General features: G+C 66.9%; 18 protein-coding genes. 5 read left to right on the top strand and 13 right to left on the bottom strand.

The genetic code is table 11. The features are described 5' to 3' along the window. Nucleotides 1–48 precede the first annotated feature (48 nt). Genes KQ305_RS13865 through KQ305_RS13850 form a run of 4 tightly spaced genes read left to right on the top strand, consistent with a single transcriptional unit; the run spans nucleotide 49 to nucleotide 4,558 of the window. On the top strand, nucleotides 49–960 hold the full coding sequence (locus KQ305_RS13865; RefSeq protein ID WP_259725983.1) for a MoxR family ATPase: 912 nt from the start codon (nucleotides 49–51) through the stop codon (nucleotides 958–960). After that, on the top strand, nucleotides 947–1,858 hold the full coding sequence (locus KQ305_RS13860) for a hypothetical protein (protein WP_259725982.1): 912 nt from the start codon (nucleotides 947–949) through the stop codon (nucleotides 1,856–1,858). The genes KQ305_RS13865 and KQ305_RS13860 overlap by 14 nt, the downstream gene beginning before the upstream one ends. After that, the gene (locus KQ305_RS13855) at nucleotides 1,855–3,699 is read left to right on the top strand and encodes a DUF3488 and transglutaminase-like domain-containing protein (RefSeq protein WP_259725981.1); all 1,845 of its coding nucleotides are present in this window, start codon (nucleotides 1,855–1,857) and stop codon (nucleotides 3,697–3,699) included. Before KQ305_RS13860 ends, KQ305_RS13855 begins: the two co-directional genes overlap by 4 nt. A gap of 10 nt (nucleotides 3,700–3,709) precedes the next feature. Continuing rightward, on the top strand, nucleotides 3,710–4,558 hold the full coding sequence (locus KQ305_RS13850; RefSeq protein WP_259725980.1) for a pentapeptide repeat-containing protein: 849 nt from the start codon (nucleotides 3,710–3,712) through the stop codon (nucleotides 4,556–4,558). Between the two features lie 16 nt (nucleotides 4,559–4,574). On the opposite strand, the gene KQ305_RS13845 is transcribed toward KQ305_RS13850, so the two are convergent. The 6 genes from KQ305_RS13845 to KQ305_RS13820 all read right to left on the bottom strand — a co-directional run bounded on the left by KQ305_RS13845 (nucleotide 4,575) and on the right by KQ305_RS13820 (nucleotide 11,364). Beyond that, nucleotides 4,575–6,839: a type II secretion system protein GspD gene (locus KQ305_RS13845; RefSeq protein ID WP_259725979.1), complete on the bottom strand. Its 2,265-nt coding sequence runs from the start codon at nucleotides 6,837–6,839 to the stop codon at nucleotides 4,575–4,577. Nucleotides 6,840–6,922: 83 nt separating this feature from the next. After that, the gene (locus KQ305_RS13840; protein WP_259725978.1) at nucleotides 6,923–7,735 is read right to left on the bottom strand and encodes a hypothetical protein; all 813 of its coding nucleotides are present in this window, start codon (nucleotides 7,733–7,735) and stop codon (nucleotides 6,923–6,925) included. Next, the gene (locus KQ305_RS13835; RefSeq protein WP_259725977.1) at nucleotides 7,732–8,439 is read right to left on the bottom strand and encodes a PilN domain-containing protein; all 708 of its coding nucleotides are present in this window, start codon (nucleotides 8,437–8,439) and stop codon (nucleotides 7,732–7,734) included. Before KQ305_RS13835 ends, KQ305_RS13840 begins: the two co-directional genes overlap by 4 nt. Continuing rightward, complete coding sequence (locus KQ305_RS13830; protein ID WP_259725976.1) at nucleotides 8,436–9,254, bottom strand: hypothetical protein; 819 nt, start codon at nucleotides 9,252–9,254, stop codon at nucleotides 8,436–8,438. Before KQ305_RS13830 ends, KQ305_RS13835 begins: the two co-directional genes overlap by 4 nt. Nucleotides 9,255–9,371: 117 nt before the next feature. Continuing rightward, entirely contained in the window at nucleotides 9,372–10,559 is a 1,188-nt protein-coding gene (locus tag KQ305_RS13825) for a quinone-dependent dihydroorotate dehydrogenase (RefSeq protein WP_259725975.1), read from the bottom strand. A gap of 10 nt (nucleotides 10,560–10,569) precedes the next feature. Continuing rightward, complete coding sequence (locus KQ305_RS13820) at nucleotides 10,570–11,364, bottom strand: ribonuclease H (protein WP_259725974.1); 795 nt, start codon at nucleotides 11,362–11,364, stop codon at nucleotides 10,570–10,572. A 72-nt stretch (nucleotides 11,365–11,436) separates the two neighbouring features. Between KQ305_RS13820 and KQ305_RS13815 the strand changes: the two genes are divergently transcribed. Continuing rightward, entirely contained in the window at nucleotides 11,437–12,183 is a 747-nt protein-coding gene (locus KQ305_RS13815; RefSeq protein ID WP_259725973.1) for a DUF3747 domain-containing protein, read from the top strand. 316 nt (nucleotides 12,184–12,499) lie between these two features. Here KQ305_RS13815 and rplL read toward each other — a convergent pair whose 3' ends face one another. The 7 genes from rplL to secE form a co-directional block, all read right to left on the bottom strand. After that, nucleotides 12,500–12,886 (bottom strand): 50S ribosomal protein L7/L12, encoded by a 387-nt coding sequence (gene rplL / locus KQ305_RS13810; RefSeq protein WP_216906680.1) that lies wholly within the window; start codon nucleotides 12,884–12,886, stop codon nucleotides 12,500–12,502. Between the two features lie 63 nt (nucleotides 12,887–12,949). Then, the gene (rplJ, locus tag KQ305_RS13805; RefSeq protein WP_259725972.1) at nucleotides 12,950–13,477 is read right to left on the bottom strand and encodes a 50S ribosomal protein L10; all 528 of its coding nucleotides are present in this window, start codon (nucleotides 13,475–13,477) and stop codon (nucleotides 12,950–12,952) included. Between the two features lie 256 nt (nucleotides 13,478–13,733). Next, nucleotides 13,734–14,357, bottom strand: coding sequence for a GDSL-type esterase/lipase family protein (locus KQ305_RS13800; protein ID WP_259725971.1), 624 nt, complete (start codon nucleotides 14,355–14,357; stop codon nucleotides 13,734–13,736). A 45-nt stretch (nucleotides 14,358–14,402) separates the two neighbouring features. After that, entirely contained in the window at nucleotides 14,403–15,110 is a 708-nt protein-coding gene (gene rplA / locus KQ305_RS13795; RefSeq protein ID WP_259725970.1) for a 50S ribosomal protein L1, read from the bottom strand. Between the two features lie 76 nt (nucleotides 15,111–15,186). Next, entirely contained in the window at nucleotides 15,187–15,612 is a 426-nt protein-coding gene (gene rplK / locus KQ305_RS13790) for a 50S ribosomal protein L11 (protein WP_259725969.1), read from the bottom strand. Between the two features lie 163 nt (nucleotides 15,613–15,775). Further along, on the bottom strand, nucleotides 15,776–16,501 hold the full coding sequence (gene nusG / locus KQ305_RS13785; RefSeq protein WP_259725968.1) for a transcription termination/antitermination protein NusG: 726 nt from the start codon (nucleotides 16,499–16,501) through the stop codon (nucleotides 15,776–15,778). Then, a complete protein-coding gene (gene secE, locus KQ305_RS13780; protein WP_259726023.1) occupies nucleotides 16,501–16,725 on the bottom strand; it encodes a preprotein translocase subunit SecE in 225 nt (74 codons plus the stop codon). The genes nusG and secE overlap by 1 nt, the downstream gene beginning before the upstream one ends. Between the last annotated feature and the right edge of the window lie 94 nt (nucleotides 16,726–16,819).

The raw sequence follows: 16,819 nt of genomic DNA, 5'->3' as shown, positions 1-16,819 counted from the left end.
TGGCGGGACTGCTGCAATGGGGGAACCACCGGTGACCGCACCCACCCCGTGCCCCCTTCCCCCCTCCAGCCGGTGATCAGCGCGATCGGTGCGGTGTTGCTGGGCAAGGAGCATCAGGTGCGCCTGGCCCTGGCCTGCCTGCTGGCCCGCGGTCACCTGCTGATCGAAGACCTGCCTGGCATGGGCAAAACCACCCTTGCGGAGGCCCTGGCCCGCAGTTTCGGGCTCGGGTTCAAGCGGGTGAGCTTCACCAGCGATCTGCTGCCCGCCGATCTGACCGGCCTGAACGTGTTCGACCCCGGCGCCGCCAGCTTCCATTTCCAGCCCGGTCCCCTGTTCAGCCAGGTGCTCCTCGCCGACGAGATCAACCGGGCCAGCCCCCGCACCCAGAGCGCCCTGCTGGAGGCGATGGCCGCCGGCAGGGTGAGCGTCGACGGCACCAGCCATCCCCTTCCCCAACCCTTTCTGGTGATCGCCACCCAGAACGGCCTCGACCAGGGGGGAACGTCGGCCCTGCCGGAATCCCAGCTGGACCGGTTCCTGATGCGCCTCAGCCTGGGCTACCCGCCCCGCCAGGCGGAGCGGGCCCTGCTGCAGGGCGAGGGCCTGCGGCCCGACGACCTCAGCCGCACCTTCGGCCCGGAGGATCTGCTGGAGCTGCAGGCCCGTTGCGACCGGCAGCACTGCAGTGCCGCCCTGCTCGACTACGTCCTCGACCTGCTGGAGCGCAGCCGACGTCAGCCGGGCCAGGGCCATCCCCTCTCCCCCCGGGCCGGGCTGGCCCTGGTGGCCGCCGCCCGTGCCTGGTCGCTCCTGCAAGGTCGCGACCATGTCATTCCTGACGACGTCCAGGCGGTGCTGGGCGCCGTCTGCGAGCACCGCATGGACGGCGGCCAGCGGGGGGAGCGCGATGGGGAGCTGAGCCAGCGACTCCAGGCGGGTATCGATGGACTTCGGTAGGCCCCAGCAGGGTGATCGGGTGCGCCTGCGGATGCGCAACCTCTACATCCTGCCGACGCGCTTCGGCTGGCTCTGGCTGGCGGGCACCGTGCTGATGCAGGTGATCGGCGTCCAGATGCAGAGCAACGGAACGCTGCTGCTGAGCTTCCTGATGCTCAGCCTGTTCCTGCTCACCCTGCATCTCACCCACTTCAACCTGCAGGGTGTGGAGCTGGGCTGCGGTGCACCGGCACCTGGCTTCGCCGGGGATCCCGTCGCCTACCCGATCCAGATGCACTGCCCCGGTCGCAGCGAAGGGGTGCGGCTGCGGCTGGGGGGGGAGGCCGCGGGCCCGCCGCTGTCGCTACCGGCAGGGGAGCACGAGTTCGGAGTGGCCTGGAGGCCACCCGGACGGGGCTGGCACAAACCCGGCCTGCTGCGGGTACAGACCACGGCACCCCTGGGGCTGTTCTGCTGCTGGTCCCGCTGGTACCCAGGCGCCGCCCAGCTGATTTATCCGGCCCGACGGGCCGGACCGGTGCGGCTGCTGGCAGGCGCCAACCCACCGCTGGCGGGTGAGCCAGCCGTCGCCAGCCCCCAGGAGGGCAGCGAGGACTGGCGTGACCTGGCCCCCCATCGCCCCCAGGACAGTCCGAGCCGGCTGGCCTGGAAGCTGCTGGCCCAGGGGCGGGGAGAGTACGCCAAGCGGTTCCTCGACCAACCCGAAACGGCACCCCTGCTGGCCCCGGAACCTGGCCTGCCCTTGGAGGTGGCCCTTGAACACCTCAGTGAGCGCATCTGGAGCTACCACGGCCATGGCCTCAGCTACGGCCTGGTGCTGCCGAGCCACAGCGTCGAGGCCGGACGGGGTGTGGTGCACCGCGACCAGTGCCTGGCGGCCCTGGCCTGTTGCCGATGAGCCGCGCGGCTGCCCCCCTGCAATGGCTGACCATGGGCCTGCTGGCCGTTGGGTTGCTGGGGCTGTCGCCGACCCTGTCCCTGAGTCTGCTGGCCTTCGGCCTGGCGGTGCTGACGGCCCTCAAGCTGCGCGAAGCCCGCAGCCTCGAGGAACGGCGGGTGGTGGCCCTGTTGCAGCTGGTCGGGGCCGGCCTGCTGGCGGCCCTGCGACCCGAACTGGGCCCGAGCCTGCTGCAGGGCCTGGCCATCCTGATGGCCCTGGCCGGCTTGCTGGCCCTGGAACTTGGGGCAGGGCCCGACTGGAAAGCCCTGCTGCGCCGCAGCCTGCAGGTGCTGGTGGCGGCCCTACCGATCGCCCTGGTGCTGTTCCTGCTGCTGCCCCGGCTGATGCCCTTCAGCAACTTCGGCGCGGGCCAGGGCATGGGGGCGATGACCGGCCTCAGCGACAGCATGGAGCCAGGCTCCATCGCCAGGCTTGCTGTCAGCCGGGAGGCTGCGGCCCGGGTCGCCTTCCCCCTCGGCGGCGCCCCACCTGCCCTGGAGCAGCGCTACTGGCGGGTGCTGGTGCACGAGCGCTTCGATGGCCGCCGCTGGCGCAGCGCCGCCCCGCGACTCCCCAGGCCTCCGGCGGGCCAGCCCACTCCGCCGCCACCGCCGCCCGCCACCCCCGGCGAAGGGATCCAGCTCTGGCTGATCGAACCCAGCGGCCTGTCGGCGGTCCCCTGGAGCGGGGCCGGCCGGCCCCTCTCCGCCGACCTGACCCTGCAGCGCAGCGGCGAACTCCAGAACCGGGCGCCGGGTAGCCAACGGCGCGTCTATGCCCTGACCCAGGCGGCGGATCAAGGCGACTGGCGCACCGAACCGCCCAGGCCCATCGATCTGGTCCTGCCCCGGGGCGAGAACCCGAGGCTGGAGGCCCTGGCCACCACCTGGGGGCGCCTGGGCAGCAACCGGGAGCGGCTCGATGCCGCCGGCAGCTGGTTTCGCGGCCAGCCCTTCCGCTACACGCTCGAGCCCGGGGCCCTTCCCCGCCAGGCCCCCCTCGACCATTTCCTCTTCGAAACCCGGCTCGGCTTCTGCGGCCACTACGCCAGCGCCTTCACCACCCTGATGCGGGCGGCAGGGGTGCCGGCGCGGGTGGTGAGCGGCTATCGGGGGGGGCAGTGGGTGCAGCCGGTGGGCGGCAGCGGCTACGTGGACCTGCGCCAGGCCGATGCCCACGCCTGGAGCGAAGTGTGGCTGGAGGGGGAAGGCTGGCAGCGGGTCGATCCCACCGCCTGGGCCGATGGTGACTCCCTGGCACGCACCCTGGCCGCCGGCGCCGATCGCGCCGGCATTCCCCCCTGGGACTGGCTGCAGCAGCAGTGGTGGGGTCTCGACATCGCCTGGGCCCGCTGGTGGCTGGGGTACGACAGTGAACAGCAGCAGGCCCTGGTGCGTCGGCTGCTGGGCGACCATCGCCACCTGCTTGGGCTGGTGGTGTTGCTGGCGGTGGCCCTCAGCCTGGCCGCCAGCCTGGGGGGCCTGGGCTGGCTGGGCCGCCGCCGCAGCGGCGATCCCCTGCGCCTGGAGCTGGAGCGCACCCTGCGTGCCTTCGCCAGGCAAGGCATGGCGCCGCAGGCAGGGGAAACCCTCCCCGTCTTCGCCCAGCGGCTTGCCCAACGGTGGCCAGGCCTGGCCGGCCCCCTCGACGACTTCGTCGGGCACTACCAGCGGCAACGCTTCGCCAGCACCCCCAGCCGTATGGGCCGGCGCCAGGCCCGCCGGCTGGGACGGGTCCTGCGCCGTTCCCTGCGAACCGGCAACCGGTCAAAGGAAGCGGTACAACGGGAGCACCCCTGAACCGGCGACCATGACCAGCGTGCACGGGTCCGCCCGGAGCTTTTCAGGAGCTGGCCCGACCCACCTCTGGGGCCTGCTGCTCGCCGGCTCAGCGTTTCTGGCCCTGCTGCTGCCAGGTCCTGTGAGGGCGAGCAACGACGGCGATGTGATCCGGCTGCTGAATCAGCGCAACTGTCCCCGCTGCAAGCTGCAGGACGCCGACCTGGTCCATGCCGACCTGCGGGATGCGGATTTGCGGGGTGCCAAGCTCCAACGCGCCAATCTGGGCCAGGCCAAGCTGGATGGGGCGCGCCTGGAGGGCGCCGACCTCCGCTTCACCAGCCTCCAGGGAGCCTCCCTGCGGGGCGCCGATCTGCGCGGAGCCAACCTGGAGGGAACCGACCTGCGCCAGAGCGATCTGAGCGGCGCCCTGCTTGATCCCGGCGGCCTCGCCCGCAGCCACTGGCAAGACGCCCGGGGTGTCGGCCCTGCGGTGCTGAGCTATCCCGAGCTGCACAACGCCGGCGTCACCGCGGCCCTGGAGGGCCGCCATCCCCAGGCCGAGCAGCTGTTTTCCGAGGCGATCCGCCTGCAGCCGGAGGCAGCGATCAGCTGGGTGGCCCGGGGGCTGAGCCGCACCGAACAGGGCAAAACGGAGCTGGCCGCCCAGGACCTGAGCTACGCCGCCGTCCTCTATGGCCAGGCCGGCGAGGAGGCCCAGGCCAAACAACTCACCGAGGTCGCCACTGCCCTGCTCAAACCCGGCAAAAAAGCCAACCAGGGCAGCGGCATGGGCGGCCAGATGCTCTCCGGCGCTGCCGGATTCGCCTCGGCCCTGGCCCCCCTGGCCATGAAGTTCCTGCTGCCCCTGGCGTTCTGATCAGGCGTTACCTTGATCAGGGGGTCATTGAAGGCTGGGGTTCGCCGCCCATGAAGGCACGGGAGGACGGTGTCGAGGGCTGATAGCCGTAGCCGTAAGTGCCGCCTTCGGTGTCGTTGATGATGCGCGGCGTCACCATGATCACCAGTTCCCTCTTCTCCCGGTTGTTGCTGGAAGCGCGGAAGAACTGCCCAATGATCGGGATGTCCCCGAGAATCGGCCATTTGGTGACTATAGCCCGGTCGAAATCGGAAATCACCCCGGTGAGGATCAGGGTTTGCCCGTCCCTAACCCGCAGAGAGCCTGTATCCAAGCGTCGAATACTTAAAATCTGAATATCGCCGCAGCCCGTTACAGGCAGGGTAGCGGTGACGGCAGAAATGCTTGGGGACAGAGTAAATGTAACAAATCCATTGTCGTCAATCTTTTCGATTCGAGCTCCGAGCACCAAACCGGCCGTGGACAAGGTTGGCGTGCAAGTGATGACATTGCTCGTCGTCCCGGCACCTGCAGATGAACTTGTCTCAAATTCCGTAATCACATTGGTACCAACACGAACGACTGCTTCATTGGCCCTTCTCCGACCAATCGGAGAATCAATCGTGTATTGATCTAGGCCACCAGTAGCCCCCGTGTCGCCACTGGCGGAGCTGGATCCTCCTGTACCGGCCTCTCGAAGAACCGAGGGATTCTCCTGCAAAATAAGTGTCGGGCTGGCAATGAGCTTGCTATTGCGAGAAAGAATTTGAGCCTGTACAAAGTCGAAGAAGTTATTGATGGGATAGTTATTCCCGGGGTTGGGGTCGCCATTAAAACCTTGAAATGGAATCACCGCAGGTATCTGTTGCTGGCCAGGTGCTCTGGGCGAACTACCACCAAGAAGAGATCCAAAGTTTGCTGCTAGTGAACCATTGTCGTTGACGATAAAATTATTGCCCCAGCGGAAGGCGAAACTATTGGCAACCTCAAAGTCATTCTCGAGGTTCACATCCAGAATCTTCACCGAGAGTGCCACCTGCCGCTGGCGTAGATCAAGTTGCTTGAGATACTGCTCGGCGATGGCCACCAGCCTTGGCGCGCCCACCAGAGTGATGGTGCCGAGCCGGGTGTCGGTGGTGGCCCGCAGGCCGATGAGTGGGCCATTCAAGGCCCCGAAGGATTCCACCGTGGTGGTGGTGCTGGAGGAGGTGGTGGAGGCCGTCGGGCTGCCGGCTGGAGCGGCGGTGGCAGCGACGCCCTCGGAGACCGCCGTTGTGATCGTGTTGGTCTTGGTGACCTGGGCCCCCAGGTTGGCCAGGTAGTCGGCCGCGGAGTTGGCGGGCACCTGGTTCAGCCGGTACACCTTGGACAGCTGGGCGCCGAAGCTCTTGGCCAGCACGTTGGGGCCGGCGAAGATCGTGTTGCCGTCGCGCTTGCCCTGCAGTCCGGCCGCCAGGAGGGCCGAGTTGATCGCCCGGCCGTAGCTCTCGCGGCGAAAGGAGATCGAGATGGGCCGCATGGCGGCAGACGTCGCGGCTGCCGGGGTGGTCGTGCCGGGGGTGCTGGCTTCATCGACATAGACGAATCCATACCCGCCCAGCTGGCTGAGGGCCATCAGCACATCCTTGGCCGGGGCGTTGCGCAGGGTCATGGTGACCGGCGGGCCGCTGACGCTCACATAGCTGGGATTGCTGATGGTCATGGTCCCAACGGCCATGTCGCCCAGTGGCGGGGCAACGGCGCGCGGCTGGAGGGGGGGAATGAAGCCTGGCTGGGGAACCCTTCCAGGGGTGTTGACGTTGGGCGTCAGGGTCTGAAGGGTGCTCAGCGCCGGGGCGTTGAAGGTGAGGATCAGGCTGCGGCCATCGGCGCTGACCACAGGTCGGCCGACCGGGAAGCCCTGGGTGGGGGAAACTCTCAGTTCGAAGACGCTGCCCGAACCCTCAAAGCTGATGCTCTGGAGCCCAGCCTCAGGGAGGGAGAGCTGCACCGGGCCACGACGCAGGGCCATGGGGACGGCCGTCTGCAGCCGGCCCACCCAGACGGCTCCCTGGGTGGTCTGCTGGAGAACGGGGGAAGGGCCCGTCCCTTCAATCGTCAGCTCAACGGAATCCGGCAAGCGCCGCAGCTTGATGTCAAGGGCGCCGCTGACCTGGGCGATGTCGGAGAGCCGGGCTCTGGGTGACTCCCCAGCGGCGGATGGAACGGCAACAGCGGCAACGGCAGCGAGGCCAGTGGCCTGCTGCAGGACCACAACACCAAGCGATGCAGAAAGAACGTGCCGCCACTGACGTTTTGCCACGTTCCGCTGATCTCCGAATCGGACGAATGGTATCGGCGATTGTGCAAAACGGCCACTTGCCGGATTCGGTTGCGTCGGCATGGTCAGTTGGGAGTTGCGGGGGATGCTGGAGCGGGGGCTGCTGCCGGTGCCGGAGCCGCCGGAGCCGGGGCTGCTGCAGCTGCAGCCGGCGCTGCCGTGGCAGGGGGAACCGCTGGTGCCGGGGAGCGGCTGTACAGGCCCAGCGTGAGCTTCATCACGACCTCATTGCTGGGCTTGAGGGGCCTGGCGGCCGAGGCTCCGGCATCGGGGAGCGTGAGGTTGAGGTCGCTCTGGACAACCAGCACGTTGAGCGCTTCCAGGCGACGCAGAAAGGACAGGAGGGAAGGGAACGAGCCCCGGGCCGACACCAACAACGTTCGCTGGGTGAGACCCTGTAAAGCCAGGGGATCGGCCTGTGGGGCTCCTGGAGCGGCAGGGGTACCCGGTGGCGGTGCGGCGGCGGGTGGAGCAGCAGCGCCAGGCGGCGTTCCTGGGGCAGCGACGGCCTGGGTGGGCTCGTAAAGCGTCAGCTGGACGGCCGAAGCCTCGGCCTCGCGGTCGAGCATGGCCAGAAAGGTGGAGAGGTCGCCGTTGCCCGTGATCAGCCTCTCGATCTTGGCCTTGCTGGCCATGGCCGCCTCGGTGTTTTCCTGGGTGGTCACCAGCTGGCCCCGCATCAACGTCACCTGGTCACGCAGTTGTTCCAGCTCCTGAAGACGCTGGCTGTCCCGTTGAAGGGTCGCCCACAGGGGCAACAGGCCGGCCAGGACGACCAGGAGACCCAACCCACCCAGCACAGCCGCCGGCAGGATCAGCCAGATCAGGCGCAGGGTAGAAACGGGGAGCCTGGAGGACCCTTGTTGGAGATTTGTCATGGGATGAGGCCCTCCGCCTGCAGTAGTTGAAGCCGGCGCACCATGCCCTCCGATCCCAGCTGCTGCATGACAACCAACTGGCGGGCAGGGGCAAGGGTGGCAAAGGGTCCCGACAGTTCAAAGCTGACGGCGGCGGGGCCCACCGCTCCGGCCTGCCCGGCAACGGCCGTGCTGGGAACCCGCTCCAACTTGACGACCGTCACCCCCTTGGCCTGCAGCAGCGGAGAGCGGGCCAGCTCCAGCTGCAAGGCATTGATGCGCGCAAAGGCCAGTGGATCCAGGGCCTTCCCCTTGAGAATCAGGTTGTCGCCATCGACTTCGGCACTCTGGAGCTGAAGTCCTTCGGGTGTGCGCAGCTGCAGATCAGCCAGGAGGGCCGAAGAGGTGCGCAGGGTGGTGAGGCCTTCGGTCAGCTTGCGGGTGGTGGCGGTGAGCTGGTCAAGCTTTGCCCTGCTGGCCGCCATCTCGGCCTGCATCTGGGTCGACTCGGTTTCGAATCGGGTGAGCTGGGCGGTCTGGAGCTTGACGAACTGGTAGCGGAGGAAGACCAGAGCCGTGCTGCCCAGGGCCGCCCCCAGGAGGACAGCCCCGATCAGGGCACCCCGCAGCAGCAGGGGCCGCCGATCGCGCAGCGCCGAGACCATGCTCTCTTGGCCGATTTCCTTGCGCCTTTCGCGCAGCAGATCGAGGATGGGTCCTGTCATCGGACCGACTCCAGGGTTGCCAGCCCTTGCAGAACCAGGGACCCGAAGGGCTCTGGGGTGAGGATTTCGGCCCGAACCCCCAAAGCATCCTGGAGGTTGTCCTGGCAGGGGAGGGGCGCGCTGAGCAACAGCCGAAGGCGACGCACAGAAGAATCCTGGCGACGGTAGAAGGCCACGCAGCGATTCACTTCGCGCACAAGGTCGTCATCGTCCTCCGGAAGGGGCCAGTCAAAGACCGGTTCAGCACGACGCAGCAAAAGCAGCCGGGCCCCCACCGCCAACGGGTGGATCAGCACGGTGAGCTCGTCGCCTGGAGCCACCTCGAGCAAGGCGTTCACAGCCGCCAGCCGGCAGGACTGGGGCGGGGCGAGCCGCTCGAGCTGGGCGCCAGCCAGGTTGAAGACGTCAATCCAGTCCTCCACCAGCTTCCTGGACGCCACGGCCAGCAACATGCGCGGGGTGGCGCCCGGAAGGTGGCGCAGATCGATGGTCGCCTCGGCCAGGGGAACAGAGAAGCTGAGGGTTGGGTCGATCGTCCGCAACGCTTCAATGGGGTCGTCGGGAATGGCCGCCGAGGGCCAGTCAATGACGCGCCACTCCACCGCTCCCTCCGGAAGGGAAGCCAGGACGACCGCATCAAGCAGCCCGTCTCGTACCAGCAGATCACCGATCAGATCACCGAGGGGCTCCTTCTCCAGGGGCTGGCCATCCAGGCAGGTGAGTGGGGGCAACGGCAAATCGATGCTCACAGGCTCCGGGCCGGAACCCCTGAGCACCTGGCCTTTCAAGGCGTCGTCCTGGAGCTCGAGCAGCAATTGACGTGGGAAGAGCTGCGCGCGGATCGGTCGCAGACGATCCTCAAGATCATCCTTCAAGCCGATCAGGCCAGAAAAAACCAAGGCTCCGATCCGATGCTCGCAAAAGCTACCGAATTATGGGCGCCAAGGCATCCCCGAACCTACAACTTCAGAAAGCGTCCGACATCCATGGCGATCGAGCTGATGGGTCAATCCCTCCAGAATTGATGGGACAAGTGCGGGGCCTTCATAGATCCAACCGGTGTAGATCTGGATCAGGGACGCTCCTGCGCTGATGCGCTCCCAGGCAGCCTCGGCTGAGTCGATGCCACCCACACCAATCAGCGGCAACGCGGGGCCTGCCGTCGCCCGCAGCCGCCTCAGCACCTCAACCGCCCGTCGGCGCAGGGGACGGCCGCTCAATCCTCCCGCCTCCTCTGAGAGGGTCTGGCCCGTGGCCTCCAGGCGACGTCCTTCGAGTCCAAGTCGATGGACAGACGTGTTCACAGCGATCACTCCAGCCAGACCCTCTTCGTAGGCCAGTCGGGCAATGGTGTCGATGGCATCGTCCTCGAGATCGGGGGCGATCTTGACCAGCAGGGGAGGACAGGCCGGCAGGCGCCGGAGGCGCTCCACCAGCCGCCGGAGCTGGGCCTCTTCCTGAAGGTCCCGCAACCCCGGGGTGTTGGGTGAGCTGACGTTGACGACCGCGTAGTCGGCGAGGGGAGCCAGCAGCTCCAGGGAGGCGGCGTAATCGTCGGGGGCCATCTCCAGCGACACGCTCTTGGATTTACCGAGATTGATGCCAAGCACGGCGGGGCGTTGCCCCTGCGGAGGCAGGCCCTGGCGTTCCAGGGTCCGGCGCACGCCCCTGGCCCCGTCGTTGTTGAAGCCCATGCGGTTGAGGGCGGCCCGCTCCTCGGCCAGCCGGAACAGCCGCGGCCGGGGATTTCCCGGCTGGGGCTGCCAGGTGACCGTGCCCAGCTCGGCGAAACCGAAACCGAAGAGGTGCCAGATCGCGGCAGCCACGCCGTTCTTGTCGAAACCCGCGGCCAGCCCCACCGGGTTGGCGAAGCGACAACCGAACAGCGTCTGCTCCAAGCGGGGATCCCGCCGCTGCAGCTCCACCCCCAGCCCCGCCAGGCTGCCGCTCACCAAGGGCCAGCTGCGGCGCAGGGACGCCTGGCCCAGGGCCAGAAGCGTCAGACGACTCAGCTGTTCAGCGTCGGCACCGTCGTCACGGCGCAGCAGCGGCTCGACGAACCGGGCATAGAGAGCCCCGGTTCCCACCTGGCCGCCGCCGGTCGATTGCTCCTGCGGCATCCCTGTCTCCTCACTGCGGCCTGGCCAATCCTCCCGCGCCGCGCTCCAGACGCCAGCACCCATTGCCAACGGGCCTCACGAGCCAGTCACGCCAGAGCCAGGGTTCCCCTTTCCCCTCGAGGCTGGCCGTCGGCACCTCCAGCAACCTGGCGAGCTCCACGGCCCGCAGGCTGTAGCCCCCTGCGGCGAGCCGATCGGCCAGCTCCATGCGGGAAAGCAACTCCTGCAACGACCTGGGGGCCCGATCCACAGCTTCGGCAACGTCCACCCCCTCAGCAGCAGCCTCTGCCGCCGGCGCGACTTCAGCCGCCGAGGCCGGGGAGGCCTGGCTTTCGATCGCCAGTTTTGGGGCCTGCCCGCGGGAATACGCCACGGCGATGACATCGCAGCGATCGTTGTCCGGATCACCACTGTGTCCGCGCACGTGACGCAGGGCCAGCCCCGGCAGCCTGGCGGCATCCAGCAGCTCCCAGAGGTCCCGATTGAGCACGGGCCCACCGGACGCGGTGCGCCAGCCCTTGCGCTTCCAGCCGGCCATCCACTTCTCAAAACCATCGATCAGGTACCGGCTGTCGGTGCGCAGCACCAGATCGGGGTGGCGTGGCAGGTCTCGCAGGGCCTCCAGCACCGCCAGGGCCGCTGTGAGCTCCATGCGGTTGTTGGTGGTGGCCGGTGCTGCCCCCCCCAGCTCCCGCCTGGACCCGTTCTCAAAGCGCAGCAAGGCGCCCCAGCCCCCCGGCCCAGGGTTACCACTGCAGGCCCCGTCGCAGGCGGCAGCCACTACCCGCACCGGACGATCATCCATGGAGTCACCTTGACAGCATCGCTTGAATAGGTCCCTCTTCCCGGAGAACGCCCGGGCCCTGGAGGTGTTCCCATGCAGCGAACCTACCTGGCCCTGGCGGGCCTGGCCCTGGCCGGAGCAGGCCTGCCGATGGTCCAGCCCAGGCTGGCCATGGCCGCTGGCCTTTTCCAGAGCACGGAGGTGAACGCCGATCGTTTCGCAGTCCTGGCCAGGCCAGTGGGCGACAACGACTGGACCCTGCTGGTCCTCGAGCAGCTGGCCCCCCAACCCTCCTGCTGGCAGGCGCGCCCTGACGGGCTGGTGGATCCCACCTTGAACCGCTTCGACTACACCGGCATCTGCAACCGCTACCTCGACAGCAACGGCTATTCGCTACGGGTCGCTGACCAGGACATGGGCACCAGTTACAGCCTCCGGGTCCAGCAGGTCGGATCCCGACTGGAGCTGCAGGCCATCTCCTCCAGAAGCTCCGACATTCTCGTGGTGGGCAGGGCCGACATTCCCCTGCGCGACCGTGACGGCTTCGTGGCCCTCAAGCTTGATCCCGGCTGGGACCTCAAGCGCCGAACCTACGAGGAGAGGGCACTGACGCACCTCTATTTCGCCAGTGCGACCCCCCTGGAACAGCTGATCGCCCGGGCGGGCGGCACCCAGACCTTCCGGGGTCCGCTGCGTCCCGGCAGAGCCGAACTCCCTGGCGTTGCCGCCAGCCTGCCGATGCTCAACCAGAGCGACGAGAGCATGGGCTCGGAACGCTCCAGTCGGGCGATCGCCCTCCAGGTGATTCCCTACAGCGACACCAATGCAGGAGGGCTCTGAGTCCTCGCCAAGTCCCAAGCCACCGAACCGATGGCCAGTTGAATCACCGGACTGTTCACCCAGCACCTGCCTCCCACCTCACTTAAATTCAACAGGTGAGGAGTGGAGGACGCTCTTCCAGGGTCGAAACGAGGACAGACTCCCGGAAACGTTCCATCTCCAGAGCCCTGCCTTCGGCGGGGCTCTTTTTTATGGGATGACGTCCTTGCGCCAGGCCACAGCCCTGTCATCACCGACCACTGCCATGAAAAAGCCGGCCCCGAAGGACCGGCCGGAAGGAAAGGGAAGCTGGGCCCGGAGGCACAGCTTCGGCTGGTCACTTGATGGAGACCTTGCCACCCACTTCTTCGATGCTCTTCTTGAGAGCTTCGGCATCGTTCTTGGAGATGCCTTCCTTGACGGCCTTGGGAGCGGCTTCCACAAGGGCCTTGGCTTCGCCCAGACCGAGGCCAGTGGCCTCGCGGACGGCCTTGAGCACCTTGATCTTGGCGGCCGGATCGAAGCCATCGAGGATGACGTCGAACTCGGTCTGCTCCTCGACGGCCTCGGCGGCCGCGCCGGGGGCGGCGGCGGCCATCACGACGCCAGCCGAAGCGGCGGCGGACACGCCAAAGGCCTCTTCGATCTGCTTGACGAGCTCGGAAGCCTCAAGCAGGGAGAGGGTTTTCAGTTGTTCGAGAATCTGGTCGGTGGTAGCGGACATGGGGGGGGAATCAGCAACAGAACGGGAGGATCGGTGGAGCCCAGGGGTTCGCGAAAGGCGAACTCAACCTTCGCCGGATTCGGCGTGCTGCTTGAGTGCCCTGGCGAGACCGGACGGAACCTCGTTGATGCCCACAGCCAACTTGGTGGCCAGGCCATTGATCGCACCGGCGATCTGGGCCATGAGCACCTCCTTGGAGGGCAGATCCCCGATGGCCTGGATGTCGGAAGGGGAAAGGAGCTTGCCTTCGAAAAGGCCTCCCTTCACATCCGACTTCTTGGTGTCCTTCTGGAAGGACTGCAGGGCCTTCACCGCACCGCCGACATCGCCCTTGATCAGGACGAAGGCATTGGTGCCAGTGAGCAGGGAATCGAGATCCGACCAGGCGCTGTCACCATCAATGGCACGGCGCATCAAGGTGTTTTTGGTCACCTTGCACACACCGTTGCTGGCCTGCAGACGGGTCCGCAGATCAGTCATTTCCTTGATGGTCAGGCCCTTGAAATCGAGGACCAGCGCCATTTCGGCTTCACCGAGGAGCCCTTTGAGCTCTTCGACGATCTGTTGCTTGTTCTCCAGCGTGCGGCCCATAGGAGGTGGATCGGATCGGGGGAACAAGCAGGAAACGCGGCCCGGACAGCTCCTGGTGGGGGGCTTCGAGGCTGCTCATCGCTCCGCTCCGATCTGAGTGGCTCCGGCGGAGACACCAGCACAGGCAAAAACCAATCGCGTGGACCTCGGCAGGACTTACGAGAAGGAACGAGCGACCGAAATCGACGTTCTTGACGACCTGCTGTCTTGGGTGGGGCGCGTGCCCTTCTGGACGAATCCAGTTCATCAACCTACATCACGGCAGGTCAAGTTCCCGAAGCCGTGCCTGCCAACGGGCGTAGCCAGCGGCGTTGAGATGCACGCCATCCACCGTGTAGGGGCGCTTCAGCCCATCGGCATCGGCCATCACCGGGGTGAGATCGACATAGTCCTGAGGGGGAATCTGCTGTGCCAGCCGGTGGTTGAGTTCCGCCACTCTGCGAACACCGTCAGGGCCACAGCGGAACCGGGCACAGGGGATGGTGGATTGGACAATCACCCGTGCCCCGCTGCCGATCTGCAGGCCGGTGCGCAGCCACTGAATCCGGCCAGCAATGCGGCTGGGGTCGTAGCCCCAGACGATGTCATTGATCCCCACCATCACCAGATAGGTACTGGCACCCGTCCGGCGGATCTCCGGCAGCCGGGCCATCAGCTGGAAGCTGGTGTCACCGCTCACGCCCTGGTTGTGGACCACACGGTCGGGGAAAGCGGCCTGCCAGTCGCCCTGGGCCGTGAGCGAATCACCGACGAAAGTGACCGGACCACCGCGGGAGGGCGGCGATCCGGACGGCGGCGGCGCCACGGAGGCGATGGACCTGGCGCCTGGCCTGGAAAGCAGGCCCCACCCCAGGCTCAGCAGGGTGAGCGGAACCGCCACCCAGCCAACGATCCGGACCCATGACGACGCAGACACGACAGGGGCTCAGCTGTCCTGCTTGATGTCCTGGAGAGCGGCGAAGTCGACCTGGACCGACGGGCCCATGGTGGAGGCCACATAGAGGGTCCTCCAGTAGCGGCCCTTGGCACCGCTGGGCTTGTTGCGGTCGATGGTTTCCTGCAGGGCCTTGAGGTTCTCCAGCAACTTGTCGCTCGGGAAGCTGGCCTTGCCGAAGCGCACGTGCACGATTCCGGCCCGGTCGGCCCGGAATTCCAGCTTGCCGGCTTTGAACTCGTTGATGGCGCCAGCCAGATCGGTGGTCACGGTGCCGGCCTTGGGGTTCGGCATCAGGCCGCGGGGACCGAGCACCCGGCCGAGCTTGGCCACCTTCGGCATCATGTCGGGGGTGGAGATCAGCAGATCAAAGTCGATCGCGCCGCCGGCGATCTGGTCCACCAGCTCATCATCACCGGCCAGATCGGCACCGGCGGCCTTGGCTTCGGCCACCTTCTCACCCCGGGCGATCACCGCGATGCGAATGGTCTGACCGGTGCCGTGGGGGAGCGCCACGGTGGTGCGCAGTTGCTGGTCGGTGTACTTGGGATCGATGCCAAGGCGCACATGGGCTTCGATGGTCTCGTCGAAGCGCGCGGTGGCGGTGTCCTTGACCAGCTCGATGGCCTCGAGCGGTTCATAGGCGCGGTCCTCAACCTTGGCGGCGAGGGCCGTGAAGCGTTTGGAGATTTTCGTCATGGCAGGAAGGGGTGCGGACGACCGTGGGCGGTCTCCCCCAGGTAGGTGGATGGAAAGGAACGACGCCCGGGGAGGGTCAGTCGCTGACGGCAACGCCCATGTTGCGGGCGGTGCCTTCGATGATGCGCATGGCCGATTCAACGCTGGTGCAGTTGAGGTCGGGCAGTTTGGTCTTGGCGATCTCCTCGAGCTGGGCGCGGCTGATGGCACCCACCGCACCCTTGGCGGACGTGGCGGCACCCTTGTCGATGCCGGCGGCCTTGGAGATGAGCACCGAGGCGGGCGGGGTCTTGGTGATGAAGGTGAAGCTGCGGTCTTCAAAGACCGAGATCTCCACCGGGATCACGTACCCGGCCTTTTCCTGGGTGCGGGCGTTGTACTCCTTGCAGAACGCCATGATGTTGACCCCGTGCTGACCGAGGGCAGGGCCCACCGGTGGTGCGGGGTTCGCTTTGCCGGCCTGGAGGGCCAGCTTGATCACAGCTACGACTTTCTTGGCCATCGTCTGGGCTAGGGGACGGAACTCCCTTGCGGGAGAGCGGGACGGAACTCCCTCGCGGGAGTGCTGCGGATGGCCGGGGTGGGGCGATAGCCGGCCCGGCGGTGTGGCAGCCCCGTAAGGAACCACCCGGGGCCGCCCTCCGCAGGGAGGCGGCCGCCGCTGATCAGCTCTGTTTGCTGATCTGGGAGAACTCGAGCTCGACCGGGGTCTCCCTGCCGAAGATCGACAGGAGGGCCTTCAGCTTGCTGCGTTCTCCGGAGACTTCGATCACCTCGCCCTGGAAGTCCTTGAAGGGGCCGGCCGTGACGAGAATCTGGTCGCCTTCGGTGAGGTCGACCTTGAGGACGGGCTTCTTCTCAGCGGCACGCTTGAAGATGCGGTCGACCTCCTGACGGCTCAGGGGCCGTGGCCTGATGTGGCCGCGAGCCTTGCCGGTGGCGCGGCGTTCCTCCTGGCCCACGAAGTTGATGACGTTGGGGGTGCTGCGCACCGCCATCATCGTGTCCTCATCGAGAACCATGCGCACCAGCACGTAGCCGGGGAACACCTTCTCCTCGATGGACTGGCGGCTGCCGTCCTTTTTCAGCTTGACACCAGGGGTCTGGGGGATCTCGATCTCCAGGATCCGGTTGCTGACCCCCAGCGTGACGGCCCGCTGCTCCAGCGTGGCCTTCACCTTCTTCTCGCAGCTGGAAGCCACCTGAACCGCATACCAACGGGCCACCTGGGGCTTGGTGGCTTCACCCGCCTCGACGGCGGGATCAGCGGCGGCAAGGTCAGACCCGTCAGCGACAAGGCCAGTGCCTTCGCCAGGAAGCTCGAGCACCTCTGGGGCGTCGGGTTCGATCTCGGGCACGGTCTCGGGCACGGAAGTCAGGGGAAGGGTCATCAACGGAAGATCTGGGCCGATCCCCAGTGATAAAAACGGTCGATCGCAGCGATCGCCGCGGCCGAAAGACTCACCATCAGGATCACCGCCACCGACTCGCTGAACAGCTGCTGGCGGCTCGGCCAGACAACCTTTTGAAGCTCCGCGTAGGTCACCGCGAAGAAACCGGTGGGGGTCTCCTCCTCGGCGGAAGGACCGTCCGGCCCATCCTCGGGTGCGGACAGGCCATTCCCTTGGGCCAGGGGCCCTTCGGGACTGCTCGTGGTGGTGGTGACGGGGGGGATGGGTTCCACAGCGTGGATTCCGATGGATGCCGTT

Origin of the sequence: Synechococcus sp. CS-1332 (assembly GCF_025127995.1) — a bacterium.
In the GTDB taxonomy this organism is placed as follows: Bacteria; Cyanobacteriota; Cyanobacteriia; order PCC-6307; family Cyanobiaceae; genus Cyanobium.
Note: the sequence above shows the minus strand (reverse complement) of the source record. Positions and strands in the feature narration are given on the sequence as shown.

Excerpts from the sequence above, each read along its gene's own strand:
- KQ305_RS13860 (WP_259725982.1), top strand. The coding sequence starts at position 947 with ATGGACTTCGGTAGGCCCCAGCAGGGTGATCGGGTGCGCCTGCGGATG.
- KQ305_RS13855 (WP_259725981.1), top strand. The coding sequence starts at position 1,855 with ATGAGCCGCGCGGCTGCCCCCCTGCAATGGCTGACCATGGGCCTGCTG.
- KQ305_RS13850 (WP_259725980.1), top strand. The coding sequence starts at position 3,710 with ATGACCAGCGTGCACGGGTCCGCCCGGAGCTTTTCAGGAGCTGGCCCG.
- KQ305_RS13840 (WP_259725978.1), bottom strand. The coding sequence starts at position 7,735 with ATGACAAATCTCCAACAAGGGTCCTCCAGGCTCCCCGTTTCTACCCTG.
- KQ305_RS13835 (WP_259725977.1), bottom strand. The coding sequence starts at position 8,439 with ATGACAGGACCCATCCTCGATCTGCTGCGCGAAAGGCGCAAGGAAATC.
- KQ305_RS13825 (WP_259725975.1), bottom strand. The coding sequence starts at position 10,559 with ATGCCGCAGGAGCAATCGACCGGCGGCGGCCAGGTGGGAACCGGGGCT.
- KQ305_RS13820 (WP_259725974.1), bottom strand. The coding sequence starts at position 11,364 with ATGGATGATCGTCCGGTGCGGGTAGTGGCTGCCGCCTGCGACGGGGCC.
- KQ305_RS13815 (WP_259725973.1), top strand. The coding sequence starts at position 11,437 with ATGCAGCGAACCTACCTGGCCCTGGCGGGCCTGGCCCTGGCCGGAGCA.
- rplL (WP_216906680.1), bottom strand. The coding sequence starts at position 12,886 with ATGTCCGCTACCACCGACCAGATTCTCGAACAACTGAAAACCCTCTCC.
- rplJ (WP_259725972.1), bottom strand. The coding sequence starts at position 13,477 with ATGGGCCGCACGCTGGAGAACAAGCAACAGATCGTCGAAGAGCTCAAA.
- rplA (WP_259725970.1), bottom strand. The coding sequence starts at position 15,110 with ATGACGAAAATCTCCAAACGCTTCACGGCCCTCGCCGCCAAGGTTGAG.
- rplK (WP_259725969.1), bottom strand. The coding sequence starts at position 15,612 with ATGGCCAAGAAAGTCGTAGCTGTGATCAAGCTGGCCCTCCAGGCCGGC.
- nusG (WP_259725968.1), bottom strand. The coding sequence starts at position 16,501 with ATGACCCTTCCCCTGACTTCCGTGCCCGAGACCGTGCCCGAGATCGAA.